Origin of the sequence: Pelagibacterium sediminicola (assembly GCF_003390885.1) — a bacterium.
In the GTDB taxonomy this organism is placed as follows: Bacteria; Pseudomonadota; Alphaproteobacteria; order Rhizobiales; family Devosiaceae; genus Pelagibacterium; species Pelagibacterium sediminicola.
Genome location: NZ_QMEL01000005.1, coordinates 98,930 through 125,448, shown reverse-complemented (window position 1 = coordinate 125,448; position 26,519 = coordinate 98,930). Strand labels below are relative to the sequence as shown.

The 26,519-nt window shown below is 64.4% G+C and carries 25 protein-coding genes; 19 read left to right on the top strand and 6 right to left on the bottom strand.

Annotation, left to right across the window (positions count from 1 at the left end):
* Window position 1 precedes the first annotated feature (1 nt).
* Entirely contained in the window at window positions 2-832 is an 831-nt protein-coding gene (gene tatC, locus DQG18_RS10075) for a twin-arginine translocase subunit TatC (RefSeq protein WP_116654130.1), read from the top strand.
* On the opposite strand, the gene DQG18_RS16080 is transcribed toward tatC, so the two are convergent.
* On the bottom strand, window positions 829-966 hold the full coding sequence (locus DQG18_RS16080) for a hypothetical protein (RefSeq protein ID WP_157970102.1): 138 nt from the start codon (window positions 964-966) through the stop codon (window positions 829-831). The two genes, tatC and DQG18_RS16080, sit on opposite strands and share 4 nt — an antisense overlap.
* Window positions 967-989: 23 nt before the next feature.
* On the opposite strand from DQG18_RS16080, the gene serS reads away from it, so the two are divergent.
* From serS to DQG18_RS10040, 8 genes are all read left to right on the top strand, one after another.
* Window positions 990-2,294: a serine--tRNA ligase gene (gene serS / locus DQG18_RS10070; protein ID WP_116654129.1), complete on the top strand. Its 1,305-nt coding sequence runs from the start codon at window positions 990-992 to the stop codon at window positions 2,292-2,294.
* A gap of 176 nt (window positions 2,295-2,470) precedes the next feature.
* Window positions 2,471-3,241, top strand: coding sequence for a 5'/3'-nucleotidase SurE (surE, locus tag DQG18_RS10065; protein WP_157970101.1), 771 nt, complete (start codon window positions 2,471-2,473; stop codon window positions 3,239-3,241).
* A complete protein-coding gene (locus DQG18_RS10060; RefSeq protein WP_116654127.1) occupies window positions 3,241-3,906 on the top strand; it encodes a protein-L-isoaspartate(D-aspartate) O-methyltransferase in 666 nt (221 codons plus the stop codon). The genes surE and DQG18_RS10060 overlap by 1 nt, the downstream gene beginning before the upstream one ends.
* A gap of 121 nt (window positions 3,907-4,027) precedes the next feature.
* On the top strand, window positions 4,028-5,185 hold the full coding sequence (locus tag DQG18_RS10055) for a M23 family metallopeptidase (protein ID WP_116654126.1): 1,158 nt from the start codon (window positions 4,028-4,030) through the stop codon (window positions 5,183-5,185).
* 234 nt (window positions 5,186-5,419) lie between these two features.
* Window positions 5,420-5,569 (top strand): hypothetical protein, encoded by a 150-nt coding sequence (locus DQG18_RS16075; protein WP_157970099.1) that lies wholly within the window; start codon window positions 5,420-5,422, stop codon window positions 5,567-5,569.
* A gap of 1 nt (window position 5,570) precedes the next feature.
* The gene (locus DQG18_RS10050; protein WP_116654125.1) at window positions 5,571-7,085 is read left to right on the top strand and encodes an aldehyde dehydrogenase (NADP(+)); all 1,515 of its coding nucleotides are present in this window, start codon (window positions 5,571-5,573) and stop codon (window positions 7,083-7,085) included.
* Window positions 7,086-7,326: 241 nt separating this feature from the next.
* Window positions 7,327-8,064 carry a cytochrome c oxidase assembly protein gene (locus DQG18_RS10045; RefSeq protein WP_116654124.1) on the top strand — a complete coding sequence of 246 codons (738 nt, stop codon included), beginning with the start codon at window positions 7,327-7,329 and terminating at the stop codon, window positions 8,062-8,064.
* The gene (locus DQG18_RS10040; protein ID WP_116654123.1) at window positions 8,064-8,582 is read left to right on the top strand and encodes a CopD family protein; all 519 of its coding nucleotides are present in this window, start codon (window positions 8,064-8,066) and stop codon (window positions 8,580-8,582) included. The genes DQG18_RS10045 and DQG18_RS10040 overlap by 1 nt, the downstream gene beginning before the upstream one ends.
* Here DQG18_RS10040 and DQG18_RS10035 read toward each other — a convergent pair.
* The gene (locus DQG18_RS10035; protein WP_116654122.1) at window positions 8,560-9,060 is read right to left on the bottom strand and encodes a DUF2231 domain-containing protein; all 501 of its coding nucleotides are present in this window, start codon (window positions 9,058-9,060) and stop codon (window positions 8,560-8,562) included. The two genes, DQG18_RS10040 and DQG18_RS10035, sit on opposite strands and share 23 nt — an antisense overlap.
* A gap of 237 nt (window positions 9,061-9,297) precedes the next feature.
* Between DQG18_RS10035 and coxB the strand changes: the two genes are divergently transcribed.
* The 6 genes from coxB to DQG18_RS10005 all read left to right on the top strand — a co-directional run bounded on the left by coxB (window position 9,298) and on the right by DQG18_RS10005 (window position 16,041).
* Complete coding sequence (gene coxB, locus DQG18_RS10030; protein WP_198669735.1) at window positions 9,298-9,942, top strand: cytochrome c oxidase subunit II; 645 nt, start codon at window positions 9,298-9,300, stop codon at window positions 9,940-9,942.
* Entirely contained in the window at window positions 9,939-12,452 is a 2,514-nt protein-coding gene (gene ctaD / locus DQG18_RS10025) for a cytochrome c oxidase subunit I (RefSeq protein WP_116654121.1), read from the top strand. Before coxB ends, ctaD begins: the two co-directional genes overlap by 4 nt.
* A complete protein-coding gene (locus tag DQG18_RS10020) occupies window positions 12,449-12,787 on the top strand; it encodes a hypothetical protein (RefSeq protein ID WP_116654120.1) in 339 nt (112 codons plus the stop codon). The genes ctaD and DQG18_RS10020 overlap by 4 nt, the downstream gene beginning before the upstream one ends.
* Before the next feature lie 67 nt (window positions 12,788-12,854).
* Window positions 12,855-13,997 carry a fumarylacetoacetate hydrolase family protein gene (locus tag DQG18_RS10015; RefSeq protein ID WP_116654119.1) on the top strand — a complete coding sequence of 381 codons (1,143 nt, stop codon included), beginning with the start codon at window positions 12,855-12,857 and terminating at the stop codon, window positions 13,995-13,997.
* 235 nt (window positions 13,998-14,232) lie between these two features.
* Window positions 14,233-15,156 carry a pseudouridine-5'-phosphate glycosidase gene (locus tag DQG18_RS10010; protein WP_198669724.1) on the top strand — a complete coding sequence of 308 codons (924 nt, stop codon included), beginning with the start codon at window positions 14,233-14,235 and terminating at the stop codon, window positions 15,154-15,156.
* 6 nt (window positions 15,157-15,162) lie between these two features.
* Window positions 15,163-16,041, top strand: a complete 879-nt coding sequence (locus tag DQG18_RS10005) for a carbohydrate kinase family protein (protein ID WP_116654118.1) — start codon at window positions 15,163-15,165, stop codon at window positions 16,039-16,041.
* 108 nt (window positions 16,042-16,149) lie between these two features.
* Here the strand turns inward: DQG18_RS10005 and DQG18_RS10000 are convergent, their stop codons facing one another.
* The 3 genes from DQG18_RS10000 to DQG18_RS09990 form a co-directional block, all read right to left on the bottom strand.
* Window positions 16,150-17,082 carry an electron transfer flavoprotein subunit alpha/FixB family protein gene (locus tag DQG18_RS10000; RefSeq protein ID WP_116654117.1) on the bottom strand — a complete coding sequence of 311 codons (933 nt, stop codon included), beginning with the start codon at window positions 17,080-17,082 and terminating at the stop codon, window positions 16,150-16,152.
* On the bottom strand, window positions 17,079-17,828 hold the full coding sequence (locus tag DQG18_RS09995; RefSeq protein ID WP_116654116.1) for an electron transfer flavoprotein subunit beta/FixA family protein: 750 nt from the start codon (window positions 17,826-17,828) through the stop codon (window positions 17,079-17,081). Before DQG18_RS09995 ends, DQG18_RS10000 begins: the two co-directional genes overlap by 4 nt.
* Window positions 17,829-17,944: 116 nt before the next feature.
* Window positions 17,945-19,228, bottom strand: a complete 1,284-nt coding sequence (locus tag DQG18_RS09990) for a glycosyltransferase (protein ID WP_116654115.1) — start codon at window positions 19,226-19,228, stop codon at window positions 17,945-17,947.
* A 143-nt stretch (window positions 19,229-19,371) separates the two neighbouring features.
* Between DQG18_RS09990 and argC the strand changes: the two genes are divergently transcribed.
* The 3 genes from argC (at window position 19,372) to DQG18_RS09970 (ending at window position 23,724) form a co-directional block, all read left to right on the top strand.
* Window positions 19,372-20,424, top strand: coding sequence for an N-acetyl-gamma-glutamyl-phosphate reductase (gene argC / locus DQG18_RS09985; RefSeq protein ID WP_116654114.1), 1,053 nt, complete (start codon window positions 19,372-19,374; stop codon window positions 20,422-20,424).
* Between the two features lie 175 nt (window positions 20,425-20,599).
* A complete protein-coding gene (locus tag DQG18_RS09980; protein WP_116654251.1) occupies window positions 20,600-21,811 on the top strand; it encodes an LL-diaminopimelate aminotransferase in 1,212 nt (403 codons plus the stop codon).
* A 566-nt stretch (window positions 21,812-22,377) separates the two neighbouring features.
* A complete protein-coding gene (locus DQG18_RS09970; RefSeq protein WP_116654250.1) occupies window positions 22,378-23,724 on the top strand; it encodes a homoserine dehydrogenase in 1,347 nt (448 codons plus the stop codon).
* Window positions 23,725-23,900: 176 nt separating this feature from the next.
* Here the strand turns inward: DQG18_RS09970 and DQG18_RS09965 are convergent, their stop codons facing one another.
* Window positions 23,901-24,434 (bottom strand): hypothetical protein, encoded by a 534-nt coding sequence (locus tag DQG18_RS09965; protein WP_116654112.1) that lies wholly within the window; start codon window positions 24,432-24,434, stop codon window positions 23,901-23,903.
* A gap of 149 nt (window positions 24,435-24,583) precedes the next feature.
* Here DQG18_RS09965 and recJ point away from each other — a divergent pair, with 149 nt between their 5' ends.
* A complete protein-coding gene (recJ, locus tag DQG18_RS09960) occupies window positions 24,584-26,374 on the top strand; it encodes a single-stranded-DNA-specific exonuclease RecJ (RefSeq protein WP_116654111.1) in 1,791 nt (596 codons plus the stop codon).
* Window positions 26,375-26,519 lie beyond the last annotated feature (145 nt).

Sequence of the window (26,519 nt, the reverse complement as noted above, 5' to 3'; positions counted from 1 at the left end):
GATGGCCGAGACCGATGTACAGGCCAAAAAGGCTGCCGAGCGCGAAGACGAACTCAAGGGTAGCGAAGCGCCGCTGATCGAGCATCTGACGGAATTACGCCAGCGGTTGATCTATTCGATCGTGGCACTGGCGCTTTTGTTCGTCGCGTGCTTTTTCGTCGCCGATTACATCTACGATTTCCTGCTCGGCCCGTTCAAGGCGGCGGCAGGATCGCCCGAAGCGGTCAAGCTCATCTATACCGCGCCGCAGGAATTCTTCTTCACAAAACTTTCGGTGGCGCTGTTTGCGGCGGTCTTCCTCGCCTTTCCAGTCATCGCCGGCCAGATCTACATGTTCGTTGCGCCGGGCCTCTACAAGAACGAACGCATGGCGTTCGTGCCCTATCTCATCGCCACGCCCATCTGTTTTCTGATCGGCGCGGCGCTGGTCTATTATGGCGTGATGCCGCTGGCGCTGGGCTTTTTCCTCGGAATGCAGCAAACGGGCGGCGATGGGGTCACCATCGAGATGGTGACGCGCGTTTCGGAATATCTGAGCCTGATCATGACGCTGCTGCTGGCGTTCGGTGCCTGCTTCCAGCTTCCCGTGATCTTGACGCTATTGGCCCAGATCGGTGTGATCGGGGAACAAAATCTCAAGGCTTGGCGCAAATATGCGATCGTTGCGTGCATCGCGCTCGCAGCTTTCCTGACCCCGCCCGATCCGTTTTCCCAACTGGGCCTCGCCATTCCGCTTCTCGCGCTCTACGAGATTTCGGTTCTCGCCGTGCGTTTTGTCGAGAGAAGGCGGCTTGCGCGCGAAGCCGAACTGCTCAAGGATCTCGAAAGCTAGAAACAGCACTCTCCGGCGGTTATGGCAGCATCGCGCTGGATTCCGGGAATGAATCCCGGAATGACATCGAGCGCGGGCGGCGCCGAATCCTTGTGTTCGGCCAGCGTCTCGGCTAGGCAGTAGGCCGCTTTCATTCAACCGAGCGGACCTTACACCCATGTTCGATATCAAGTGGATCAGCGCCAACCCCGAAGCCTTCGACGCCGCCCTTGCCAGGCGCGGGCAGTCCGCACTTTCGGGCTCGCTGATTTCCCTTGATGAAAAGCGCCGTTCGGTTGTTGCCGAACTCAACGCGGTGCAGGAAAAGCGCAATGCGTCGTCCAAGCTGATCGGGCAGGCCAAGGCCCAGAAGGACGAGGCGCGCGCCGCCGAGTTGATGGCGGAGGTCGCCAATCTCAAGGGCGAACTCACATCGCTCGAATACGATTCGCGGATGTGGGAGCTCGAATTGCGCAACGCGCTCTCGGTGATCCCCAACCTGCCCTTGCCGGAGGTGCCCGAGGGGGCCGACGAAAACGACAACCAGCCCTATTTCCGTGCCAATGAATCCGAAGCCACCCGACCGGCAACGCCCGAATTGGGTTTTGCGCCCAAGGAGCACTACGAACTCGGCGAGGCGCTGGGGGGCATGGATTTCGAGACGGCCGCGAAACTCTCGGGCAGCCGGTTCGTCGTGCTCAAGGGCCAGATCGCGCGGCTCGAACGCGCCATCGGCCAGTTCATGCTCGACCTGCACGTCAACGAGCACGGCTATACGGAAGTGCAGCCGCCGCTGATGGTGCGCGATGAGGCGATGTACGGCACGGGGCAATTGCCCAAGTTCGACGGCGACTTCTTTTTTGCCGGACATGGGGAGGGACGGCTGGCCCTTATCCCTACCGCCGAGGTTCCGCTGACCAATCTGGTGCGCGAATCGATCCTTCTGGGTGAAGAGCTTCCCCTGCGCTTTACCGCGCTCACGCCCTGCTTCCGCTCGGAGGCCGGCTCGGCGGGGCGCGATACGCGCGGCATGCTGCGCCAGCACCAGTTCAATAAGGTCGAGATGGTCTCGATCACGACGCCCCAAACCTCGGGCGAGGAGCACGAGCGGATGCTGGCCTGCGCCGAGGAAGTCCTGAAGCGCCTCGGCATCCATTACCGCGTGATGATGCTGTGTACGGGCGATATGGGGTTTGGCGCGCAGAAGACCTACGACATCGAGGCGTGGCTGCCCGGCCAAAACACCTACCGCGAGATTTCCTCGGTTTCGGTGTGCGGCGATTTCCAGGCGCGGCGTATGGATGCGCGCTATCGCGATGCGGACGGCAAGCCGCAATTCGTCCATACGCTCAACGGATCGGGCGTTGCGGTCGGGCGTGCGCTGATCGCGGTGATGGAGAATTACCAGAACGCGGACGGGTCCATATCCATTCCCGAAGCGCTTCAGCCCTATATGGGCGGCGTCACGAAAATCGGCGGTTGAGATTTGACGGAAGCGGATTTTCCACCATTCGCTTCTCCGGCGAAAGCCGGAGTCCATGTTTCCACCAGTCGTGAGGGTGGCGGTTGCAGCACTGGGTCCCGGCTTTCGCCGGGACAGCGAGGGGAGAGAATGCCGCCGTTTTCGCCGAGACCTCAAGCAACTTCGGGAGGCCCCCCTTGCGCATCCTCTTGACCAATGACGATGGCGTCGATGCGCCGGGGCTGGCCGTCCTCCTCGATATAGCCCGCGCGATTTCGGACGACGTCTGGGTCGTCGCGCCCGCCGCCAACCAGAGCGGGACGGGCCATCGCCTCACCTTCGGGTATGAGCTGGAAGTCGAGGAGCGGAGCGAGCGGATCTATGCGCTCGAGGGTACCCCCGCCGATTGCATCGTGGCGGGAATGACCCACGTGCTCAAGGACAAAAAGCCGGACCTCGTGCTCTCGGGCGTCAATCGCGGGCAGAATCTGGGCGATATCGTCCATTGCTCGGGAACGGCGGCGGGCGCGCGGGAGGGGGCGCTGCACGGCGCCATCGGCATCGCGCTCAGCCAGTCCATGGATTATTCGCGCGGCGACGACCGCATCGACTGGGACCCGGCCAAGGCGTTCGGGCAGCAGGCGGTCGAGGCCATCGTCGAGATCGCGGGCGGGCAGGACGCCTATTTCAACGTCAATTTCCCCATGTGCCGCCCTCATGACGTGTCGGGCATAAGGCTCGTGCCGCACCAGCGCTTTTCCACGTCGCCCTTCGAGCTCTACCCCAGCGAAAACGCGGGAAAGCATTTCGTTGCCATTCTCGATACGCCCAAACCACTGGACCCGGGCGCGGATTTCCATATCCTGCATGAAGAGAACGCAATCACGGTGACGCCCTTGCTGCTGCAGCAGACCGACATGAGTCTTGTCCAAAGGTTTGGCGGGCGTCTGCCTTTTTCGGGCGGATAATGATGGGCGAGGCAGGTGGCGTGACCGATTTCTGGGAAGCGCGAGCCGGCCTGATCCTGCATCTGCGGCAACTCGGGATCACCGACAGCGAGATCCTCAAGGCCTTCGAGACCGTACCGCACGAGGCGTTCGTGCCCGACGAATACGCCCAGTACGCCTATCGCGAATCCTCGCTGCCCATCGAGTGCGGCCAGTCGATCACCGCGCCGACTATCCTTGCGACGATGATTTCCGTCCTCGCTCCACAAGGGGCGGGCAAGGTTCTCGAGATCGGTACCGGGTCGGGCTATTCGGCGGCGCTGCTTTCGCGTATGGCGCGGCGCGTCTTCACCCTTGAAAAATTCCGTGTGCTGGTTGGCCTTGCCCAGCAGCGCTGGCGCACGATCGGTTACGGCAACATCATCGGGCTCAACGAGGACGGGTTTTCCGGGCTGCCGCGACAGGCGCCGTTCGAGCGGATTTTCCTCGCCGGTTCCGTCGCGGAAGTGCCCGAGGAGATCGTCGGGCAACTGGACGATGGCGGGGTTGCCGTCATGGCCGTCGGGCCGGCGTCCGAGCGGCAGGCGATCGTGCGGATCGAGCGCGCCGACGATACCTATATCGAAAGCGAGCACGGTTTCGTCCGGCTTGCGCCGCTGACGCCGGGGCGATCGCGCGGGCTCTGATCCGTCGCGCGCCCAAACTCCCGAACAGCCCGTTTTTGTGCGGAATGCGCTCTTTAAGCTCGTCTTTACCTTAACAGTTTAACTCTAATTGCATCGAGTACATGAGTAGACGGGCAGTCCAATGCGCAATCGCGACACCCTTTCCAATCTTTACAGGTCGGCATCGGCCGTTGCCGTGGTTTCGGCGGCGCTGGTCCTTGCCGGGTGTTCATCGATGGGATCGTTTGGACGCGACCCCACCGTGACGAATGCTTCGAGCCAGTCGGCCGGGGCTGCATGGGGGCAGGCAATGCCCGCCTATGTCCCGCCCGCCAATATCGGTGGCGGCGCCGGCCCCGGGACCTACGCCACCGCTAATCAGCCCGTCATCATCGATCGTACCACCGCCCAGCCCCTGGGTGGACAGGGAGTCGTCGCCTCCCAGGATCTTCCGCCACTGCAGCCATCAGTAACGAGTACCCAAGTCATGCCTGCTCAAACCGCCGTTGCATCCGTACCTGCCACGCAAGTACAAGCCCCCGCCGCGCCGACGCAAAGCCCGCCACAGCTCGGTGTCGTTTCGGGGGATACCTATACTCACACCATCGCATCGGGCGAGTCGCTCTATACGATCGCCCGCCGCTACGACGTGAGCGCGACCGATATCATCGCGGCCAACGATATTTCGGCGCCTGACCGGATCGTGGTCGGCCAGCGCCTCGTCATTCCGGGCCGCGCCGATCTTCTGGCCCAGCGCGGCCAGCAGCCGGTGCAGGTCGCCGATGCGTCATCGAGCCAGACCCTTTCCGCGCCCCCGGCACCCGCCCAGCCAGCGCCCGTTGCTCAGCAGCCGGCTCCGGCCCCTGTGGAACAGGTCGCTTCGGTTCCGGCCCAGCAGCCCGCCGCCTCCCAGCCCGCGGCTTCGACCACGGCGGACAAGTTCCGCTGGCCGCTTTCCGGCCGCGTCATCACCGATTTCGCAGCCTCGCGCGGCACCGGCATCAATATCGAAGCCCCCGAAGGCACGAGCGTCCGCGCCGCCGAGGGGGGAGAGGTGATCTATGTCGGCAACGCGGTCGAGGGCTATGGCAACCTCATCCTCATCAAGCACGCCAACGGCTATGTCTCGGCCTATGCGCATCTCAAGACGATGGGTGTGGTCAAGGGCGACACGGTCAGCCGTGGCGATGCCATCGGCACGGTCGGCATGACCGGCGCATCGGTCACCCGGCCCCAGCTTCATTTCCAGCTTCGCCGTGGCGCGACCCCGGTCGATCCGACGCCGTTGCTGGCTGGATAAGCCTCACCTTGACGGACAAAAAGCCCGCCCCGCGATTTCGCCGGGCGGGCTTTCTTCATGTTGGGGCGTCCGTTTTCTTGCTTTGCCGGCGACTGGACCAGGGCAGGTATCGGCCAAAGCCGCCAATGTCGTTCCGGGACGGGTTCCCGGACTCCAGCGCGATCCAACCCCAACCGCCGTGGCAGGCCGTTTCCATCAAGACCGAAACGATCTAGATGATGGTGACCTGCACATGTGACTTGGCTTGGGTGGGTGCCCAATGATAATGCCGAGGTCTTCCGGGCCGAAAGCGGGACCAATGTGCCCCGCCCGGAGCCGACTGATCCGCTGGCGCTCTATCAGGGCGGCAATCACGTGACCGATCCGATTTATGAGGACGACTGACATGACTTTTGTACCGCACGGCAAACACCTCGTCGCTGGAGAATGGGTGGCCGGGGCGAATACGTTCAAATCCGAGCCCGCGCACGGGGATGCCCATGATTTCGCGGTGGGAACGGTGGAGAACGTCAACGCGGCCTGCGAGGCCGCCGAAGAGGCGTTCTGGTCCTATGGCTATTCGACCCGCGAGGAGCGGGCGGCATTCCTCAATGCCATCGCCGATGAAATCGACGCGCGTGGCGAAGCAATCACACAGATCGGGACCGAGGAAACCGGGCTGCCCGCAGCGCGCCTCGAAGGCGAGCGTGGACGTACGACAGGGCAGTTGCGCCTCTTTGCATCCCATATCCTCAAGGGCGACTATCTCGACCGGCGGCATGACGAGGCGCTGCCGGACCGCCAGCCCGCGCCGCGCCCGGATCTGAAAATGGTGCAGCGCCCCATCGGGCCTGTGGCCGTGTTCGGGGCATCGAACTTCCCGCTCGCCTTTTCGACCGCGGGGGGCGATACCGCCGCGGCGCTGGCCGCCGGTTGCCCGGTGGTCGTCAAGGGCCATTCGGCGCATCCGGGGACGGGTGAGATCGTTGCCGAGGCCGTCAACGCGGCACGCGAAAAGCTGGGCCTTCACAAAGGCGTCTTCTCGCTTCTCCAGGGCGGGAGCCGCGAGGTGGGCACCGCGCTCGTGCAGCATCCCAATATCAAGGCGGTCGGGTTCACCGGTTCGCTGGGCGGCGGGCGTGCGCTTTATAACCTGTGCGCGGCGCGGCCCGAGCCGATCCCGTTCTTTGGCGAATTGGGCTCGGTCAACCCGATGTTCCTGTTGCCCGAGGCGACCAAGGCGCGCGGAGCCGAGATCGGCAAGGGCTGGGCGGGTTCGCTGACCATGGGGGCAGGGCAGTTCTGCACCAATCCGGGCATTGCCGTGGTTATGGACGGGGCGGATGCCAATGCTTTCGTTGCGGCGGCAAAAGAAGCGCTTTCCAGCGTCGGGCCGCAGACCATGCTGACCGACGGGATCGCCGAGGCGTATCGCTCGGGCCGCGACCAGATCGCCGGAACCACCGGGGTGCAGGAGCTTTTGACCTCGACCTGCGACCTGCGCAATGCGTCGCCTTATCTCTTCGAGACGACGGGCGCGAACTGGCTGGAAAACCATGTGCTGGGCGAAGAGGTATTCGGCCCGCTCGGGCTTGTTGTGCGGGCGCGCGACGAGGCGGAGATGAAGGCCATCGCCAGGAGCCTCCAGGGGCAGTTGACCTGTACGCTCCATATGGACGAGGGGGATACGGCGCTCGGGCAGGCCCTGATGCCGGTCCTCGAGCGCAAGGCGGGCCGCATTCTCGCCAACGGCTTCCCGACCGGGGTGGAAGTGGTCGATTCGATGGTGCATGGCGGGCCGTATCCGGCCTCGACCAATTTCGGCGCCACTTCGGTGGGCACGCTCTCGATCCGGCGCTTCCTGCGTCCGGTCTCCTACCAGAACATCCCCGACGCGCTGCTGCCGGGGGATTTGCAGTAGTCGCAGGCTCATGCCGGTTGGCTGTCTTCGCTCTGGACCCCGGGAATAAATCCCGGGGTGACAATGCGGAAGGAGGCAGTATCCCGTGAAAATCACCAGTGTCATTCCGGCATTTATTGCCGGCAATCCAGTGCGGTCTCCCCTCACGCATTTGACGTATAACTTGGATCAAATCAGGCCCCTCGTGCATTAGAGCACAGGGGCCGAAGACCGGTATCGGCCTCAACGCGGGGCGATATCGATGCCAGAATCCTACCTTGATCCTTATTGCGGACCGGCGCCGATCCCGGCGACGCTGCTTGCGCGCTGGAATTTCGATCCGCTGATCCTCGTTGCCATGCTGGCGCTTGCCGCCGCCTGGCTGCAATGGGGCCGCCGCGATGCCTCGGGCCGCATGGCTCTTTCCGGGTCCTTGGCGCTGATCGCGGTGGCGTTCATCTCCCCGCTCTGCGCGCTGGCCTCGGCGCTGTTTTCGGCGCGGGTTTTCCATCATATCGTTCTCATCGCCGGGATCGCGCCGCTGCTGGCGATCGCGCTGCCCTGGCGGGCGGGGCCGCTTCTGCCGCTGTCGGGGCTGGTGATCCTGCACGCGGTGACGGTCTGGCTCTGGCATGCGCCGGACCCCTATCTCTGGGCGCTGTCCCATGACGCCGCCTATTGGGCGATGCAGCTTACGCTTGGCGGGTCAGCATATCTGCTCTGGCGCGAGGTGCTTTCCCCGCTCACGAAGCAGGGCCGGGGCATCATGGCGCTTCTGGCGACCATCATGCAGATGGGCTTTCTTGGTGCCTTGCTCGTCTTTGCGCCGCAGCCGGTCTATCTCGCCCATCTGGGGACGACCCAGCCCTTCGGGCTTTCCCCGCTTGGTGACCAGCAGCTTGCCGGGCTCCTGATGTGGGTACCCGCGGCCGCGCCCTATATCGCGGTGGCGCTGTGGCGGCTGTCGGCCCTTGTCTTTCCGCGGGCGCGGGCGGCCTGATGCTCGCAGCGGGGCTCAAATTCATTCATATCGCGGCAATCGCCATATGGGCGGGCGGCCTGATCTGCCTGCCGTTCATCTACCGCCAGCGCAGCGAAGTGGGGGTCGAGCACGACCTGCACCGGCTGCACGCCATGACGCGGTTTTTCTATATCGCGATCCTTTCGCCCGCCGCCTTCATCGCCATCGGCTCGGGCACGGCGCTGATCTTTGCGCAACAGACATTCGTGTCATGGTTCACGCTCAAGCTGGTGTTCGTGGGGTTTTTGGTCCTCATCCACCTGCTGACGGGCATCGTGATCCTGAAGCTCTTCGAGGAGGCGGGGCATTATCCCACCTGGCGCTATGTAATGGTAACGGCAATCACGACTGCGGTGGCGACGGCCATCATCCTTATCGTTTCGAGCAAGCCGGAAATCGATATGCGGGATTTCCAGACGGAGTTTTTTGCGCCGGGGCGGCTGGGCGAAATGCTGGAACCGGTGTTCGCCCCGCTCATTCGTCTGGTGAGACCATGAGGCCAACCCCATGATCGAACACCAGTTTGCCGCCATGCCAACCCGCCAGCCCCGCAAAGATCGCCGAAAGGACCGAGAGAACCAGACCATGCGGCAACACTTCCTCGGGGAAATAGAGCCTTACGCCCCAATTGGCCCCCGCCATGGAGAGGAGAGTCATGGCCGCGACCGCATGGGTCCAGCTCCCGACGCGCACGCGGATGCCCTCGACAAGCAGGAGTTCGGCGGTCCCCGCGATGGAGGCGACGACCCCGAGCGCAAAGGCGAACCCCGCCGCCCAGACGCCGGCGCGCAGGAAGAATATATCGCCGGTGAACCAGTAGAAGATATCGATCCCCAGCGTTGCAAAGATCAGCGCGATTGGGAAGTGGACCAGCATGGCGTGCACCGGGTGGCCCGCGACGGCGACGACGGAGCTGACGGAGTGGCTGGCGACCTCTTCCATGATGGGGCTTTTGGTGTCGGGGTCGGGTTCCATTTTTTCTCTTCCGGTTTACGGTCTGGCGTTGGCACCGCAGCACCCCTCATCCGACCTCCGCTTCGCTCCGGCCACCTTCTCCCTCAAGGGGAGAAGGGTATCCGGGGCTCCTCGGCTCTTGAGCCCCCCTCTCCCCTTGAGGGAGAGGGGTTGGGGGTGAGGGGTGCGCGGTGCCAGCGTAGAACTCAGCGTTGTGTTGGTTTCGCCCAAGCAACGGCGCGATGGGGAAGATGGTTCCTGCCGCTAGGGCTTTCCGCCTGCACCGGCCCGCTCTCGACGCTCGATCCCGCAGGTCCTGCCGCTGCGTCGAGTGCGGGGTTGTGGTGGGTGATGCTGGGTGGAGCGACGGTGTTGGCCCTGCTGGTTTTTGCGTTGCTCGCGCTGGTTTATTTGAGGCCCGGTGTGGGCGCGCGGGTTCGGGGGCGGGACTGGGTGGTTTATGGCGGGCTGGTGATGCCTGTCGTGGTTTTGACGGCGCTGGTCGGTTACGCGCTGTTTGCCGGGGAGCGGCTGCTGGCCCATCCCGATGAGAATGTGCCGCGCGTTGCGGCAAGGGGCGAGATGTGGGTGTGGCGGTTTTCCTATCCCGACCATCCGGGGGCGGGGGAAACCGATGTGCTCCATATCCCGGCGGGGCAGGCGGTCGATGTGCTGGTGACCTCGAGCGATGTGGTCCATTCGTTCTGGGTGCCCCGGCTGGCGGGCAAGATCGACGCCATTCCCGGCCATGAGAACGTGGTGCGGATCAAGGCGGATCGCCCGGGCGCCTATAACGGGGTGTGCGCGGAATTCTGCGGGATGGGGCACACGGACATGCGCTTCATGGTGGTGGCGCACGATCCGGCGGATTACGAAGCCTTCATGGCGGGAGGCGCACAATGAGCGAGCGCGAGAAGCTTTCGCCCATCGCGCTGCATAAGGCGCTCGAACGGGTCTGGGGGAGCGGCGAGGGGTTCGAGCGGCTCTCGGCGGTCAACCATACGGTGGTCGGCAAGCGGTTCATGATGACGGCGCTGGCGTTTTTCGCCATCGGGGGCGTTCTGGCCATGCTGATCCGCGCCCAGCTTGCGACCCCCGATTCGGCCTTCATGGGGCCGGAACTCTATAGCCAGGTCTTCACCATGCACGGCACGGTGATGATGTTCCTGTTCGCCATTCCCATGCTCGAAGGGCTGGGGATGTATCTCCTGCCCAAGATGCTGGGCGCGCGCGACCTCGCGTTTCCGCGCCTCTCGGCCTATGGCTATTGGTGCTACCTGTTCGGCGGCGCGATCATCATTTCTGCCATGCTGTTCGGGGTGGCGCCCGATACGGGGTGGTTCATGTACACCCCGCTTTCGTCCAACGTCTATACGCCGGGCATCAATGCCGATGTGTGGCTTCTGGGGATAACGTTCGTCGAGATTTCGGCGATCACGGCGGCGATCGAGATCACCGTTTCGATCCTGAAACTGCGCGCGCCGGGCATGTCGCTGGACCGCATGCCGCTATTTGCCTGGTATATGCTGGTGACCGCGATGATGATGGTGGTGGGGTTTCCGCCGCTGATCCTGGGGTCGGTCCTTCTGGAAATGGAGCGGGCGTTCGGCCTGCCGTTCTTCGATCCGACGCGCGGGGGCGATCCGCTGCTCTGGCAGCACCTGTTCTGGCTGTTCGGGCACCCGGAGGTCTATATCATCTTCCTGCCCGCCGCCGGGGCGCTCTCGACGATCATCCCGGTGTTCGCGCAGCGGCCCATCGTGGGCTACCGCGCCATCATCGTCGCCATCGTCGCGCTGGCCTTTCTCTCGTTCGGGCTCTGGGTGCACCACATGTTCACGGTGGGCATCCCGCATCTGGCGCTGGCGTTCTTTTCCGCCGCGTCAGCGGTGGTTGCGATACCCACGGCGGTGCAGATATTTGCGTGGCTGGCCACGCTGGCGCATGGGCGGCCACGGTTCGATGTGCCCATGCTCTATATCTTCGGGTTCTTCATCATCTTCGTCATTGGCGGGCTGACGGGGGTGATGATCGCGATGGTGCCGTTCAACTGGCAGGCTCACGACAGCCACTTTATCGTCGCGCACCTTCATTACGTGCTGGTGGGCGGGTTCGTCTTTCCCATGCTGGCCGGGATCTATTACTGGATGCCGCATGTGACGGGGCGCGAGAGCGTGCACCGGATTTCGGTTCCCGCCTTCTGGCTGATCTTTGTCGGCTTCAACCTCACCTTTTTCCTCATGCACATCACCGGGCTGATGGGGATGCCCCGGCGCGTCCATACCTATCCTTCGGCCTTCGGGTGGGACTGGCTGAACCTTTTGTCTTCGGTGGGCGGGTTCATCCTCACCATGGGGTTCGCGCTGGTGCTGGCGGACATGATCCTGCAATTCAGGTTCGGACGGTATTTCCGGCGCAATCCATGGCGGGCCAGGACGCTCGAATGGGCGATCCCGACACGGCCAACGTCCTACGCCTTTGCCTCGCTTCCCCATATCGAGGAAAGGGCGGATGGGCTGGACGTTGAAACGCTCGGGCGCGACCTCGCGGGAGGGAAGGGCTATCTGGCGTTCGTGCGCCACGAGCGCATGGAGACGCTGGGGGTCGATATGACGACGGGCCGGATCGAGCACGTCGCGCTGCTGCCCCGGCAGTCCTATATTCCGCTGATCGCGGCGGTGCTGACGGGGCTGGCGGTGCTCTCGATGCTGTTCAAGGCGTACTGGCTCGCGCTGGGTTGCACGGTGTTGGTGGCGGCCAGCTTTGTCTGGTGGTCGCAGGACAACGCGATCGAGCCCGATATCGGGCCGCTCGATGCCGGGCGCGGCGAGACGGTGCCACCCCACACCGAAGTGGACGGGCCGGCGCCGTGGTGGGCGACGGTCTTTGCGTTGCTTGCCGATGGGACGCTGTTCGCCTCGCTGGTGTTCGGAACGCTCTATGTATGGCTCGTTGCCCCCAACTGGCCGCCTTCCGAGATCGCCGGAGGAGGGGCGCTGTTGTTTCTGGCGCTGATCGGCTATGCGGCGGCGGGGGCGCTCGGCTGGTGGATCGTCCGCGCCAACCGGACCGGACGGGCGCTTGTGCCCATGGCCGCGCTTAGTGCTGTCTATATCGTCACCATCGGACTTGCGGTCGTTGCGCTCACCGGAATGCCTGCGCCTTCGGGCCATGCCCATGCGGCAACGGTCTTTACGCTGCTGGGCTACGGGGCTTTGCACAGTGCCATCGGGCTGGTCTTCCTTCTCAATGCGGCGATCAAGATGTGGCGGGGAATGATCGTTGCGGGGGCCCAGTTAGAGGTGAGGATCGGGAGCCTTTGGCATGGTTATACCGCTGTCACGGGTGTCGCCGGGATCATGCTGGTGATGGCGATGCCCGCGCTGATCGGGATGCTGGAGGGGGTGCGATGAACAAAACAACCGCCATTCCGCCATCGCGGCTTTTGCTGCTGGTCGTCGGGTTCATCGTCTGGTCGGTGGCGTTCATCGCGCTTTATGCGCTCAACGCCATCGGGTGCGGGTTCGGCTGGGATGCCGGTTTTCAGCGCGCGCTGCTGATCGGGCTTTTTGCGCTGCACACGGTCGTTCTTGGCGGGTTCGCCGTTGGGATCGTGCGGCATTTGCGGGGCGCGGGGTTTGAACCGGCCCGGACGCTGGCCTGGGCCGGGCTGGGGCTGACCGTTGCGGCGCTGGCTTCGACAGTGCTGGTCTTTGCGCCAAGCCTCTTTGCTTCGATGTGTGTGTGATACGGGCTGGAACATACGCTCCAATTGGGTATGGTCGCGCACACGAATCCTGCAAAAGAGGAAAGAGATGGATTTCTGGAAAGAGGGAACCTATCTGGGCCGCGCGCGGACCGGCGCGGCGTTGCCGCACGTCGTGACGGTGCGGGACGGGGAGATCATCGACATCACCTCCAGGACCGCGCCGACCGTGCGCGATATCTGCGAGATGGGTGACCCGGCGGGGTATGTACGCAGCGCCAAGGGCGAGAGCCTTGGCAGCGTGGAAACGGTGATGGCCAACAGCATGGCCCATGACGGGCAGCAGAAACTGCCCCATCTGGTTTCGCCGGTCGACCTTCAGGCCATCAAGGCGGCGGGCGTCACATTCGTCGTGAGCCTGCTCGAGCGGGTGATCGAGGAGCAGGCCAAGGGCGATCCGGCGCGAGCCGATCTGCTGCGCGGGGAAATCCTTGAGCTTGTGGGCACCGATCTTTCCGAGCTCGTGCCGGGGTCGGACGCCGCCATGGCGGTCAAGCAGAACCTCATCGAGCGCGGCATCTGGAGCCAGTATCTGGAAGTCGGGATCGGGCCGGATGCAGAAATCTTCACCAAGTGCCAGCCGTTGGGCAGCGTCGGACACGGTTCGGACATCGGACTGCACCCGGTCTCGAACTGGAACAACCCCGAACCGGAAATCGCGCTGGCGGTCAATTCGAGGGGCACGATCATCGGGGCAACGCTGGGCAACGACGTCAATTTGCGCGACGTCGAGGGCCGCTCGGCGCTGCTTTTAGGCAAGGCCAAGGACAACAACGCCTCGGCTTCGCTGGGGCCGTTCGTGCGCTTGTTCGATGAGACGTTCGGGCTCGATGACGTGAAATCGGCGGAAGTGACGCTCGAAGTGCGTGGCCCGGACGGGTTCGTGCTCGACGGCACGAGCCGGATGAGCGAAATCTCGCGCACGCCCGAATCGCTGGTCAAGGCGGCGCTGGGGCCGCATCACCAGTACCCGGACGGCATGATCCTTTATCTCGGCACCATGTTCGCGCCGATCAAGGATCGCGAAGGGCCGGGACTGGGCTTTACCCACAAGATCGGGGACGTGGTGACCATCTCCTCGCCGAAGCTCGGGGCACTCGTCAACACGGTACGGCTCTCGACCGAATGCGCGCCGTGGACCTATGGCGTTCGGCGGTTGATGGGTGATCTGGCGGCTGAGGGGTTGCTGTAGGCATCGCTGCCCCCTCATCCGAGCTTTCGCTTGCGCGAAAGCCCACCTTCTCCCGCGAGGGGAGAAGGGAACCCTGCGGATGTCTCGGCCTACGAGCCCCCCTCTCCCCCTGTGGGAGAGGGGCTGGGGGTGAGGGGGGCGATGTTTGCGGCACGGGCAGGCGGTGCTTTTCTTGCGCGCATGGCCCCGCTATGGTTGTAGCAGGATCGCACATTCTGCCGGAAAGAGGTATCTCATGAGCATTCACGCGCATCTGGCAATCAGTGAAGAGGTCGCCGCGGCGCTGGCGGAGAATCAGCCGGTCGTTGCGCTCGAATCGACCATCATCACGCATGGCATGCCCTATCCGCAGAACCTGGAAATGGCGCAGGCTGTGGAAGCGGTGGTGCGTGAGAACGGGGCCGTTCCGGCGACTATTGCCCTGCTGGGCGGGAAATTGCGCGTCGGGTTGACCGAGGACGTGCTGGAGACGCTGGCGCGGACTGGGCTGGAGGCGGCCAAGGCGTCGCGGCGCGACGTGGCGGCTTTGCTCGTTTCGGGCAAGACGGCGGGCACAACCGTTGCCACCACCATGCAGATCGCCGATCTGGTGGGCATCCGCATTTTTGCGACGGGCGGCATTGGCGGCGTGCACCGGGGTGCCGAAACGACCTTCGATATTTCGGCCGATCTGCGCGAATTGTCCCAGACGCCGGTGACGGTGATCTGCGCGGGCGCCAAGTCGATCCTCGATATTCCCAAGACGCTCGAAGTGCTGGAAACCAACGGCGTGCCGGTGATCGGCTACCAGACGGACGTGTTTCCCGCCTTTTTCGCGCGCACCAGCCCTTATCCGGTCGATTACCGGCTCGAAACGCCGGGTGAGGTGGCCGAGATCATCACCATGCAGCGCGAATTGGGCATGCAGGGCGGAATTCTGGTCGCCAACCCGGTGCCCGAGGCCGATGCCATCGATGCCGACGAGATCGAGGCGCGGATCGGGGCGGCAATCGCCGACGCGGAGGCGGAGGGGGTGTCGCGCAAGGATCTGACGCCCTATCTGCTGAACCGGATTTTCGAGCTGACGGGCGGGAAAAGCCTCGAGACCAATATCGCGCTGGTCAAGCATAACGCGGCGATCGCGGCGCGTATCGCCGTGGCGCTGGTCGCGCGGCATTAGGCTGTCATGAAGCGGGCGCTCGTGGTCGGGGACGTGATGACCGACATTATCGTGATGCCCGAGGGCGCGATCGCGCGCGGCACCGATGTGCGTGCCGCCATCCGGCAGATGCCGGGCGGGTCCGGGGCCAATCAGGCCGTGTGGCTGGCGGCGCAGGGCGCACCGGTGCGCTTTGCGGCGCGGGTCGGGATCGGGGATGTGGCGGCGCTCGATGCGCATTTTGGCGCGCGGGGCGTCGAGGCGGCGCTGGCGGGCGACCCGGAAAGGCCAACCGGCGCGCTGATCTGCCTTGTCGAAAAGGATGGCGAGCGGAGCTTTCTGACCGACCGGGGCGCGAACGCGGCGCTCGGGCCCGGCGACCTGCCGCAAAGCCTGCTCGATGATATCGATCTGCTGCACGTGTCGGGTTATGCGCTGTTCGAGCCCGGCCCGCGCGCCGCGGTTCTGGCGCTGATCGCGGCGGCGCACGCCTCGGGAATCGCGGTGAGCATCGATCCGTCATCGACGGGGTTTCTTGCCGAAATCGGCGCAGCGCGCTTCCTTGACTGGACGGCGGGCGCCGATTTCCTCTTTCCCAATGCCGAGGAGGCCGCGCTTTTGACCGGCAAGGACGGTGCGGACGCACAAATGGCAGCGCTGCAGGATCTTTACGGTACGGTCGTCATCAAGCGCGGCGCGGACGGCGCGTTGCTCGGGGGCAGGGGCAAGACATCCTTCGCGCTGCCGGGGCGAGAGGTCGAGGCGATCGATACGACCGGGGCAGGGGATGCGTTCCTTGCGGGCTTCCTTGCCGCGTATCTGCGCGGGGAGGATGAGACGGGGTGCCTTGAGGCAGGAATCGAGGCCGGGGCGGAAGCGGTTGGGAAGGTCGGGGCGCAGCCATAAACGCTCCCTATGCTGTCCCGGCGGAAGCCGGGACCCATTTTCGCAGCTTTCCGGGATGTGGAGGCATGGACCCCGGCTTTCGCCGGGGAAGCAGGAGAGGACGAGACCTTATAGCGCCTTGGTCAGCTCCGGCACGGCCTCGAAGATATCGGCGACCAGTCCGTAGTCGGCGACGGAGAAGATCGGGGCTTCGGGGTCCTTGTCGATGGCGACGATGACCTTGGAGTTTTTCATGCCCGCAAGGTGCTGGATGGCGCCCGAGATGCCGATGGCGATGTAAAGGTCCGGGGCGACGACCTTGCCGGTCTGGCCGATCTGCCAGTCATTGGGGGCGTAGCCCGCATCGACCGCGGCGCGGGAGGCGCCGAGGGCGGCGCCGAGCTTTTCGGCCAGGGGGGTGAGGATTTCGGTGAACTGTTCGGCGGAGCCGAGCGCGCGGCCGCCCGAGACGACGACCTTGGCGCTCGAAAGATCCACCCCGCCGCCGCCGGCGGCGCTTTCGCGGCTGACAAAGCGCGAGGTGCGGGCGGTGGGGCTAAAGCCTACCGGCTCGATGGAGGCCGAACCCGTTTCGGCAACGCCATCAAAGGCCGAGGTGCGCACGGTGAAGACGACCTTGTCCGCCGTCGCCTCGACGGTTTCGATGGCCGCACCGGCATAGACGGGGCGCTCGAAGCTACTGGGCGAGAGGATTTTCGTGACATCGGAAACCTGCATCACGCCGAGGAGGGCGGCAACGCGCGGCATTGCCGATTTGCCGAATGTCGTTGCGGGCGCCGCGATGTGCTCGTAGGCGGCGGCGATGGCGAGGATCGCCTCGGAGACGGGTTCAGCCGCGCCATGGGCAAGGCTTTCGTGATCGGCCACCAGCACCTTTTCGACGCCATCGAGCTTTGCGGCGGCATTGGCGGCCGCCGACACCCCGTGGCCGGTAATCAGCACGTGGATCGGTGCGCCGATATTTTTGGCGGCGGCGACGGTGCGGGCCGTCGCTCCGAGCAGGGCAGTGTTGTCGTGTTCGGCGAGAATTAGCGTCGTCATATCACCCGCGCCTCGTTCTTGAGTTTATCGACCAGTTGGGCCACCGTTTCGACCTTCGAGCCGGATTTTCGCGCCGGAGGCGGCAGGGTCGAGGCGATCTTGAGCGTCGGTTCGAGTGCGACGCCGAGGCTTGCCGCGTCGATTTCCTCGAGCGGCTTTTTCTTGGCCTTCATCACGTTGGGCAGCGAAGCGTAGCGCGGCGTATTGAGCCGCAGATCGGTGGAGATGACGGCGGGCAGGTCCATTTCGATCGTTTCGAGGCCACCATCGACCTCGCGGGTGACCCGGACCGCCGTGCCCTCGATTTCGACCTTCGACGCATAGGTCGCCTGTGGCCAGCCAACGAGCGCCGAGAGCATCTGGGCGACCTGGCCGGAATCGCCGTCGATAGCCTGCTTGCCCATGATGATGAGGTCGGGCTGGTCCCGCTCGACAAGTGCCTTCAAAATCCGTGCGACCGCCAGCGGTTCGACCGGACCATCCGCCCTGACCAGAATGGCCGCGTCCGCGCCCATGGCCAGCGCCGAGCGCAGCGTATCAACGGCCTGCGTGGGGCCGATGGAAACGGCGGTGATCGTTTCGGCCTTGCCGGCTTCCTTGAGCCGGATGGCCTCTTCGACGGCGATCTCGTCAAAGGGGTTCATGCTCATCTTGAGGTTGGCGAGATCGACACCCGAGCCGTCGGGCCTGACCCTGACGGCGACATTGGCATCGAGCACGCGCTTGACCGGTACGAAAATCTTCACGGCGTTCTCCAGAGAAAATTCAGGCGGACCTGTTTGTTATATTCTATATCAATTCGTCGCGGTGCGCATGTGAACTTTGGGGTGAGTGCGTAAAATAGCGGGCCTTGTCGGACGGGTCACGCCGTGGCGCGCGCTTTTCGCGGTTGATAGTTGGCCATCACGCGCTCGATGACCTTGATGGCCTTGCCGGTGCCATCCTCAGCGCGGAGCTTTTCGCCCACTTTTTCGGCGTTGCGCGCATAGCCGATATTGGATTCGAGATCGCGCAGGGCTTCGGCGAGGTTTTCGCCGGTCAGCTTGCGGCGGCGGATGGGCTTGGGCCCGCAGCCCAGCTCGTAGACGCGGCGGCCCCAATAGGGCTGATCGACGGTCTGGGGGACGACGAAGGTGGGAAGGCCCAGCGTCAGGCCCGCGGCGGTCGTCCCCGCGCCCCCATGGTGGACGACGCCCCGGACGTGCTGGAACAGCTTGTCGTGGGGCGCGCGCTCGATGGCATAGACGCTCTCGGGCAGATCGTCGGTCTTCATGCCGCCCCAGCCGCGCGCGACGACCACGCGCCCGTCCCAGCGACGCATCGCTTCGCGCAGGATCTCGGTGTTGCGGTCCGCCCCGAACGGCATGGAGCCGAAGCCCACATAGATCGGCTTGCGCCCGGCGGAAAGGAACTGCTCGAACTTCTCGTCAGGCTCCCAGCCCGACCGGTCGGGCAGCATCCAGTAGCCGGTGACGATGGAGGTTCTGGGCCAGTCGCGGGGGCGGGGGGAGACGACGTCGGAAAAGGCATTGAGCACCCACAGGTTCCGTCCGTCCGTATCCTTGAAGAACCCGCCCTTCTTGCGCGGCTGGAGGTCCATGAGTTCGCGGCGGAGCTTGTTGCGCGGCAAGTTGTAGTAGATCTGCTGCACGGTCATGGTGGTGTAGGTGAGCTTGTTGATCGCCTTGCCGAAAGTGGGCGTATAGTGGACGCAGAGCGGAAATTCACTGGTGGCGTTGAGCGGCTGGAGCGCGACCACGATGGCCGGGATGTCGAGCGCTTCGGCGATGTCCACGGCAAAGCTGGTGTTCATGTGAAAGAGTATGACATCGGCGCCCTGGCACATATCCCATGCGGCGCGGGCGGCACGGTCGACGATCTTCTGGCCCTGCCGCAGGAGCGCGGGGGCGTTGGCGAGGAAATTCTGGCTCATTGCCTTGTCGAACTGGGACTGGGTGACGAATTCCTGGATCGAGGAGCCAAGGCTGTAGAACTCGATGCCGTAGCTGGTGATCAGGTCCTTGAAATCGTCGTTGGTCCCCAGGACCACGGAATAGCCGCGCGCCTTCATGGCGACGGCAAGTGCAAGATAGGGCTGCACGTCGCCCTGCGTGCCTATCGTGGCCATCGCAATGCGTTTGGACATCTATACCCCACATTAAGCCGCAAACCGGGCGGAATGGCCTTTCCTTCCCGATGCGCTGGGCCATTTACATTATACCGGTGCGGCAGTAATACGGCCTCTTGCAACAGCTTCATTTACACAATCCCGTATCGAGGGCAAGCAAGATGCAGCCGCCAGTCAAAGCCGCACTTCTGGGTGCTTCCGGTTATACCGGAGCCGACCTGCTGCGCCTTGGCGTGCGCCATCCGGGTTTGAAATTCGAGGCTTTGACCGCCAATACCCATGCGGGCAAGCCCATGGCCTCGGTCTATCCTCATCTCGCCCATGCGGGCCTGCCGGATCTGGTTGCCAACGAGGACGTCGATTTTTCGGGCATCGATGTGGTGTTCTGCGGGTTGCCGCACGGAACCGGCCAGCAGCTCATCGCGGATATCGTCGAGAGCAATCCCTCCATTCGCGTGATCGACATGGGGGCCGACTTCCGGTTCCGCAAACCCGATGTCTTTACCTCGGCCTACGGCGCCAAGCATGTCGCGCCGCATTTGCAGGACGTGACGGCCTATGGGCTGACCGAGCACAATCGCGAGGTGATTGCGAAGGCCCGGATCATCGCGTGCCCGGGCTGCTATCCGACGGCGGCGCTTCTGGCGTTGTTGCCACTGGCGAAGACGGGCGCGATCTCGACCCAGGATCTCATCATCGACGCCAAGTCCGGCGTTTCGGGCGCGGGGCGTTCGCCCAAGCAGAATACGCTGATGGCCGAGGCGGGCGAAAGCGTTTCGCCCTATGCGGTGGGCGTTCATCGGCATGCGCCGGAGATCGAGCAGGAATTGTCGCTGGCCTCGGGTGAGGACGTCATCGTCAATTTCACCCCGCACCTCATCCCCATGAGCCGGGGTGAACTGGTCACCGCGCATGTGAAACTGGGCAACGCCACCAATGCCGACGATCTGCGGGGGGTGTTGCGGCAGGCCTATGCGGACGAGCCTTTCGTGCGCGTGGCCGAAAAGGGCGAACTGCCCGCGACCGGACACGTGCGCGGCTCCAATTTTTGCGTCATCTCGGTGTTCGACGACCGGATCGCCGGGCGAGCCATCGTGATCGCGGCTATCGACAATCTCGTCAAGGGCAGCGCCGGGCAGGCGATCCAGAATTTCAACGTGGCGTTCGGGTTCCCTGAGGCAACCGCTATCGAGGCTCTGCCTCTCTTCCCGTAAGGGCAAGGGGCAGGGCCGGTAAAGATCACGGGCGAAGCGCCCGGCGTGTCCGGATGCCCCGTTCATACTTTCAACACCATGGTATTGAGATAATCTGCCCCATGCGTTGGCGGCCGCCCGAAATGCGCCGCACCATCGGGATAACGGGGACGCAACGTGCCCCAACGAGGAACCAATGAGCGAAGAATTTCATCGCATCCGCCGCCTGCCGCCCTATGTCTTCGAGCATATCAACCCCATCAAGGCCAAGGCGCGCGCCGATGGGGTGGACATCATCGATCTGGGCATGGGCAATCCCGACCTGCCGACCCCCGAGCATATCGTCGACAAGCTCAAGGAAACGGTAAACGATCCGCGCACGCACCGCTATTCGACCTCGCGCGGGATTCCGGGGCTGCGCAAGGCGCAGGCGTCCTATTATGGCCGCCGGTTCGGGGTGAAGCTCGATCCCAATACGCAGGTGGTCGCAACGCTGGGCTCCAAGGAAGGCTTTGCCAATATGGCGCAGGCCATCACCGCGCCGGGCGACGTGGTGCTGGTGCCCAACCCGACCTATCCCATCCATTCGTTCGGCTTCATCATGAGCGGGGGGGTGGTGCGCTCGATGCCCGCCGATCCCAATGAGGACTTCCTGCGCTCGCTCGACCGGGCGGTGCGGCACTCGATTCCCAAGCCGATCGCACTGATTTTGAACTATCCGGCCAACCCCACGGCTTATGTCGCGGGCCTCGATTTCTACAAGGAAGTCGTGGATTATTGCCGCAAGCACGACATCTTCATCCTCTCCGATCTTGCCTATTCCGAGATCTATTTCGATGACGAACCGCCCCATTCCGTCCTCGAGGTGCCGGGGGCGATCGACATCGCGGTGGAGTTCACCTCGATGTCCAAGACGTTCTCCATGCCCGGCTGGCGCATGGGGTTCGCGGTGGGTAACGAGCGCCTGATCGCGGCGCTGGCGCGGGTCAAGTCCTATCTCGATTACGGCGCATTCACGCCCATTCAGGTCGCAGGCGCCGCGGCTCTCAATGGCGATGATTCGTGCATCGAGGAGGTGCGCAAGATCTACAAGCACCGCCGCGACGTGATGGTGGAAAGCTTTGGCCGCGCCGGCTGGAACATTCCGGTGCCCGCCGCGACCATGTTTGCCTGGGCCCCGATTCCCGACCAGTTCGCCGAACTCGGTTCGCTCGAATTCGCCAAACTGCTCATCCGGGAAACCGGAGTGGCGGTGGCGCCAGGCGTCGGCTTCGGCGAATATGGCGACCAGTATGTCCGCCTCGCCTTCGTCGAGAACGAGCAACGCATCCGGCAGGCGGCGCGCTCGATCAGAAAATTCCTCGGCGGGAGCGCGAGCGGGGGGAATGTCGTTACGCTGAAGGCATAAGGCGAGTCTTTAGCGGATCTCTGTCCCCTCCGTCATTGCCCGGTTTATCCGGGCAACCCAGCCTTTGTGGCCGCTGGGTCACCCGGATAAACCGGGTGACGACGGGGCAGTGTAGAAGAAGGTGTGAGACCGCGATATTCGGCGGTTGCGGTAGGCATCGCGCACCCCTCATCCGACCTTTCGCGTGCGCGAAAGCCCACCTTCTCCCGCAAGGGGAGAAGGGAAACTGTGGCTCCTCGGCTCTTGAGCCCCCCTCTCCCCTTGCGGGAGAGGGGTTGGGGGTGAGGGGTGCAGCGGTGCCAGCCGCGAAAGCAAGGGCTCGATGTTCCACGCCCCCCTTGACCCAATAGGATTTTTCCTATTCACCTCGCGCATGCGATAGGATTTCCGTGTGTGCCATGAGTGATATCGAAGCGTTCAAACAGTCCGTTGAAGCCTTTTTGACGACCCATGGGTGGTCGCCGACCCGGTTCGGGCGCGTGCTGGCGGGGGACCCGCAGTTCGTGTTCGACTTGCGGGAGGGCCGCGAGCCGCGCAGCGATACGCGGCAGCGGATCGTGGCGGGGATGGCCGAGCATGCCGAACAGGCTGAACTCGAAGCCAAGCCGCTGCGGGTGGGCCTTGCCGGGCTCGGGACGGTCGGGGCGGCGCTCATCCGCATCATCCAGGCCGATTCCAAGGCGATCTCGCGCAAGCTGGGGCGGGATATCGTGATTTCGGCCGTTTCGGCGCGGTCGCGCTCGCGCGACAGGGGCATCGATATTTCCGGCATCCATTGGGTCGACGATCCCGTGGCGCTGGCGCGGTCGGGCGATGTCGATCTGTTCGTCGAACTGATGGGCGGGGAGGACGGCCCGGCGCTGGCCTCGGTCACCGCGGCGCTCGAACGTGGCTGCCCGGTGGTGACGGCCAACAAGGCGCTGCTTGCCCGGCATGGCGTGGCGCTGGCGCGTCTGGCGGAACAGAACGATACGCAACTGGGCTTCGAGGCCGCTGTCGCGGGCGGCATTCCGGTGATCAAGACGCTGCGCGAGGGGTTGGGCTCGGCCAGCATCACCCGCGTTTACGGCATCATGAACGGAACCTCCAATTACATCCTCACCCGCATGGGCGAGGAGGGGATCGGGTTTGAAGAGTGCCTCAAGGACGCGCAGGCGCTCGGCTATGCCGAAGCCGACCCGACCTTCGACGTCGAGGGATACGATACGGCGCACAAGCTGGCTATCCTCGCCAGCCTCAGCTTCGGCACGGAGATTGCCGCCGATCAGGTGTTTGTCGAAGGCATCTCGCGCATCACGCAGGCCGACATCAAGGTGGCGGCCGATCTGGGCTACAAGATCAAGCTGTTGGGCGTGGCGCGCAAATCCGATCAGGGGATCGAGCAGCGCGTGCACCCGACGCTGGTACGCAAGACGAGCGCGATCGCGGGGGTCGATGGCGTTCTGAACGCGGTGGCGCTCGAAACCGACCACGTCCCCGAACTGCTGCTTGCCGGGCCGGGCGCGGGAGGCGATGCCACGGCGGCCTCGGTTTTGAGCGATATTCTGGACGTTGCGCGCGACACGTGGGTGCCTCCGCTGGGCGTGCCTGCGTCCGAGCTCAAGCCCTGCCAGCGCGCGCCGATGCGCGTCCATGAGGGTGGCTATTATATCCGCCTCAACGCCCGCGACGTGCCCGGCGCGCTGGCCGCGATCGCGACGCGCATGGGCGAAAGCGACATTTCTCTCGAAAGTGTCATCCAGCGTCCCGACCTGCGCGCGGTGGAACCCGGTGTCGACACGCAGAGCACGCGCACGGTGGTGCTCATCACCCACGAGACCATCGAACGCGCGGTGCGCGATGCGCTGAAGCGCGTGGCCAGCGACGGCTTTATCGTCGGGCAACCGCAATTGATCCGCATCGAAGAGTTCTAGATCGGCTCGTCTCCGTGGCTCCCGGGCTCGGCCCGGGAGCCACGGCGAACCCTCAAACACGGCGGAGTTTGCAGCATGGGCCCCGGCTTTCGCCGGGGCAGCAAAGGAGCATGTGGCTCATTCCGTCAAACCCGAAATGAACCAGGGGAGCGGGTGATCCGGTTCTTCCGTCGCTCTTAAAGGCCCAGCGCGGCGCGGGCGCGTTCCTCGGTGGCATCGCCGAAGGCGCGGATGTCGTCGTCGCTGCGGCCGGCGAGGCGGGCGGCGTTTTCGGCGGCGGTGCGGGCGCTGGCGACGGCCTGGAGCTTTTGCTCATCGGTGAGGTTTTCGTCGCGCAACTCTTCGAGTCCGGTGATGAGGTTGTCCACCTGTTCCTCGACCGTTTCCTGGGCGCCCTCGAACTGGCTCGACATGGATTGCATGGCGTTGTTGCCCATATCCACGAGGTTATCGCCGGCCTGACGGGTTTCCTCCATGATCTGCTCGAAGGTTTCAGCGGCCTCCTGCTCGACTTCCTCGACTTCCTGGGAAAGTTCCTCGCTCGTTGCAGGCTCGGGTTCGGGCGCGGCCTCCTCGACCTCGGGCGTCTCGATCACCACCGGATCGCCCGCATCGGGATCGGGCTGGGCGGGAGCGGGGGTATCGCCGCCGCAGGCGGCAAGCGCAAGCGCGGAAACAGCGGCAAAGGGAAGAAGAAATCTGGCGTTCATGGGAACCCTCGTTGTTGGTCATGACTGACCATGGTGCTTTTGGTCCAAATCAGGGCGAAGTTTGGGCGGAGCGGGTTTCGCCGGGGAGAACCCGTTATCTTCGGACTAAACGCATTTGCCCCCGTTCGGTTGCGCGATATAGGTGGCCCATGAAGCCCGAAACCCCAGCTTTTCTCAATGTCGAGCGGTCCGTCACCGGGCGGCGCTGGGTCGACCGGCTCGATCCGGCAGCCGCGCGCATGGCGCAGGCCATCGGGCAGCAGACCGAATTATCGGAAATTCTTGCGCGGGTCATTGCGGCGCGCGGGGTCGCGGTGGAGGACGCCGAGGATTTCATCAACCCGACGCTGCGCACTCTCATGCCCGATCCATCGACGCTGGTGGACATGGATGTGCTGGCCCAGCGACTCGCCGATGCCATCGAGAACAGCGAGAAAATCGGGCTGTTCGGGGATTACGATGTCGACGGGGCCTGTTCGGCGGCGCTGATGCTGCGCTATCTGCGCGCGTTCGGGCTCGATCCGGCCTGCCATATCCCGGATCGCATTTTTGAAGGGTATGGGCCCAACGATGCGGCAATGGACAGCCTCATCGAACAGGGCTGTACCCTCATCGTAACGCTTGATTGCGGTACGACCAGCCTCGGCCCGATCGCCCATGCCAAGGGCAGGGGCGCGGACGTCCTGGTCATCGACCACCACCTGGCGGCTGGCGAACATCCCGCTGCCGATGCGCTGGTCAACCCCAACCGGCCCGACGATATTTCCGGGCTTGGCTATCTGTGCGCGGCGGGCGTTGCCTTCATGACGCTGGTGGCGGTCAATCGCGTACTGCGCGAGCGGGGACGGACGGGCCTGCCCGATCTCATGGCGCTGCTCGATCTCGTGGCGCTGGCAACGGTTTGCGACGTGGTACCGCTAACCGGGCTCAACCGCGCCTTCGTTGCGCGCGGGCTCGACGTGATCCGCGCAGGCGGCAATGTGGGGCTGACCAGCCTTGCCATTGGCGCGCGCGTTTCGGGGCCGGTCGGGCCCTACCATCTGGGCTATATCCTCGGGCCGCGCATCAATGCGGGGGGGCGGATCGGCAATGCGGGGATGGGAGCGGCGCTGCTCTCGACCACCGACGAACATGAGGCGCTTGCCATCGCCGCAAAGCTCGATGAACTCAACGCCGAGCGCCAGCGCATCGAGATCGAGGCGGTGGAGCAGGCCGTCGCGACCGCCGATATGGAAATCGGGGACGGCGAGGGGCCATCGGTTCTCGTCACCGGCTCGCCGCAATGGCATCCGGGGATCGTGGGGCTGGTGGCGGCGCGGCTGCGCGAGCGGTTCGGTCGCCCCGCCTTTGCCATTGCGCTGGCGCCCGATGGCGGGGGCACGGGGTCTGGACGGTCGATGCCGGGCGTCGATCTGGGCGCGGCGGTCATCGCGGCGGTTGCCGAGGGCGTCATCGGGAAGGGCGGGGGACACGCCATGGCGGCGGGAATCACCTTGGCGCCGGGGCAGATGGGGCCGTTCCGCGCCTTTATCGACGAGCGGTTGCGCGCGGCGGTGACGGCGGCGCGCGTGCGCACGGCGCTCCGGCTCGATGCCGCGCTGACCGCGCGGGGCGCGACGCCGGATTTCGTGCGCGATATCGAGCGGGCCGGGCCGTTCGGGGCCGGCAACCCGACCCCCGTTTTTGCCTTTCCCTCCCATGCCGTGCGCTTTGCCGAGATCATGGGTGCAGGCGGGCACGTGCGGCTTTCGCTATCTTCGGGAGACGGCGCAAACCTCAAGGGCATCGCCTTCCGGGCGGCGGGAACCCCGCTCGGCGATGCACTTTTGAAAGCCCGCGACGGCCAGCGCCTGCATCTGTGCGGCACGCTCAATATCGATCACTGGCAGGGGCGCGAAACGGTGCAACTGAGGGTGAGCGATGCTGCCGTTCCGGGGTGATGAGGCGATTTGTTTGGTGCTGGTTCTAGCATCGCTGGCCCCCTCATCCGACCTCCGCTTCGCTCCGGCCACCTTCTCCCACGAGGGGGAGAAGGGGAACCGTGGGGCAACCATATGAGCCCCCCTCTCCCCTCGTGGGACTTCG

What these genes read in the sequence shown, in the direction of transcription:
- DQG18_RS10035 (WP_116654122.1), bottom strand. Translation starts at nt 9,060, where the DNA reads ATGGAACCCGACCCCGACACCAAAAGCCCCATCATGGAAGAGGTCGCC.
- DQG18_RS10055 (WP_116654126.1), top strand. Translation starts at nt 4,028, where the DNA reads ATGCGCAATCGCGACACCCTTTCCAATCTTTACAGGTCGGCATCGGCC.
- DQG18_RS09965 (WP_116654112.1), bottom strand. Translation starts at nt 24,434, where the DNA reads ATGAACGCCAGATTTCTTCTTCCCTTTGCCGCTGTTTCCGCGCTTGCG.
- serS (WP_116654129.1), top strand. Translation starts at nt 990, where the DNA reads ATGTTCGATATCAAGTGGATCAGCGCCAACCCCGAAGCCTTCGACGCC.
- DQG18_RS10060 (WP_116654127.1), top strand. Translation starts at nt 3,241, where the DNA reads ATGATGGGCGAGGCAGGTGGCGTGACCGATTTCTGGGAAGCGCGAGCC.
- recJ (WP_116654111.1), top strand. Translation starts at nt 24,584, where the DNA reads ATGAAGCCCGAAACCCCAGCTTTTCTCAATGTCGAGCGGTCCGTCACC.
- DQG18_RS10020 (WP_116654120.1), top strand. Translation starts at nt 12,449, where the DNA reads ATGAACAAAACAACCGCCATTCCGCCATCGCGGCTTTTGCTGCTGGTC.
- DQG18_RS10050 (WP_116654125.1), top strand. Translation starts at nt 5,571, where the DNA reads ATGACTTTTGTACCGCACGGCAAACACCTCGTCGCTGGAGAATGGGTG.
- ctaD (WP_116654121.1), top strand. Translation starts at nt 9,939, where the DNA reads ATGAGCGAGCGCGAGAAGCTTTCGCCCATCGCGCTGCATAAGGCGCTC.
- argC (WP_116654114.1), top strand. Translation starts at nt 19,372, where the DNA reads ATGCAGCCGCCAGTCAAAGCCGCACTTCTGGGTGCTTCCGGTTATACC.
- tatC (WP_116654130.1), top strand. Translation starts at nt 2, where the DNA reads ATGGCCGAGACCGATGTACAGGCCAAAAAGGCTGCCGAGCGCGAAGAC.
- DQG18_RS10010 (WP_198669724.1), top strand. Translation starts at nt 14,233, where the DNA reads ATGAGCATTCACGCGCATCTGGCAATCAGTGAAGAGGTCGCCGCGGCG.
- DQG18_RS16080 (WP_157970102.1), bottom strand. Translation starts at nt 966, where the DNA reads ATGAAAGCGGCCTACTGCCTAGCCGAGACGCTGGCCGAACACAAGGAT.
- DQG18_RS09980 (WP_116654251.1), top strand. Translation starts at nt 20,600, where the DNA reads ATGAGCGAAGAATTTCATCGCATCCGCCGCCTGCCGCCCTATGTCTTC.
- DQG18_RS09990 (WP_116654115.1), bottom strand. Translation starts at nt 19,228, where the DNA reads ATGTCCAAACGCATTGCGATGGCCACGATAGGCACGCAGGGCGACGTG.
- DQG18_RS10040 (WP_116654123.1), top strand. Translation starts at nt 8,064, where the DNA reads ATGCTCGCAGCGGGGCTCAAATTCATTCATATCGCGGCAATCGCCATA.
- DQG18_RS10005 (WP_116654118.1), top strand. Translation starts at nt 15,163, where the DNA reads ATGAAGCGGGCGCTCGTGGTCGGGGACGTGATGACCGACATTATCGTG.
- DQG18_RS09970 (WP_116654250.1), top strand. Translation starts at nt 22,378, where the DNA reads ATGGCCGAGCATGCCGAACAGGCTGAACTCGAAGCCAAGCCGCTGCGG.
- DQG18_RS10000 (WP_116654117.1), bottom strand. Translation starts at nt 17,082, where the DNA reads ATGACGACGCTAATTCTCGCCGAACACGACAACACTGCCCTGCTCGGA.
- DQG18_RS10015 (WP_116654119.1), top strand. Translation starts at nt 12,855, where the DNA reads ATGGATTTCTGGAAAGAGGGAACCTATCTGGGCCGCGCGCGGACCGGC.
- DQG18_RS10045 (WP_116654124.1), top strand. Translation starts at nt 7,327, where the DNA reads ATGCCAGAATCCTACCTTGATCCTTATTGCGGACCGGCGCCGATCCCG.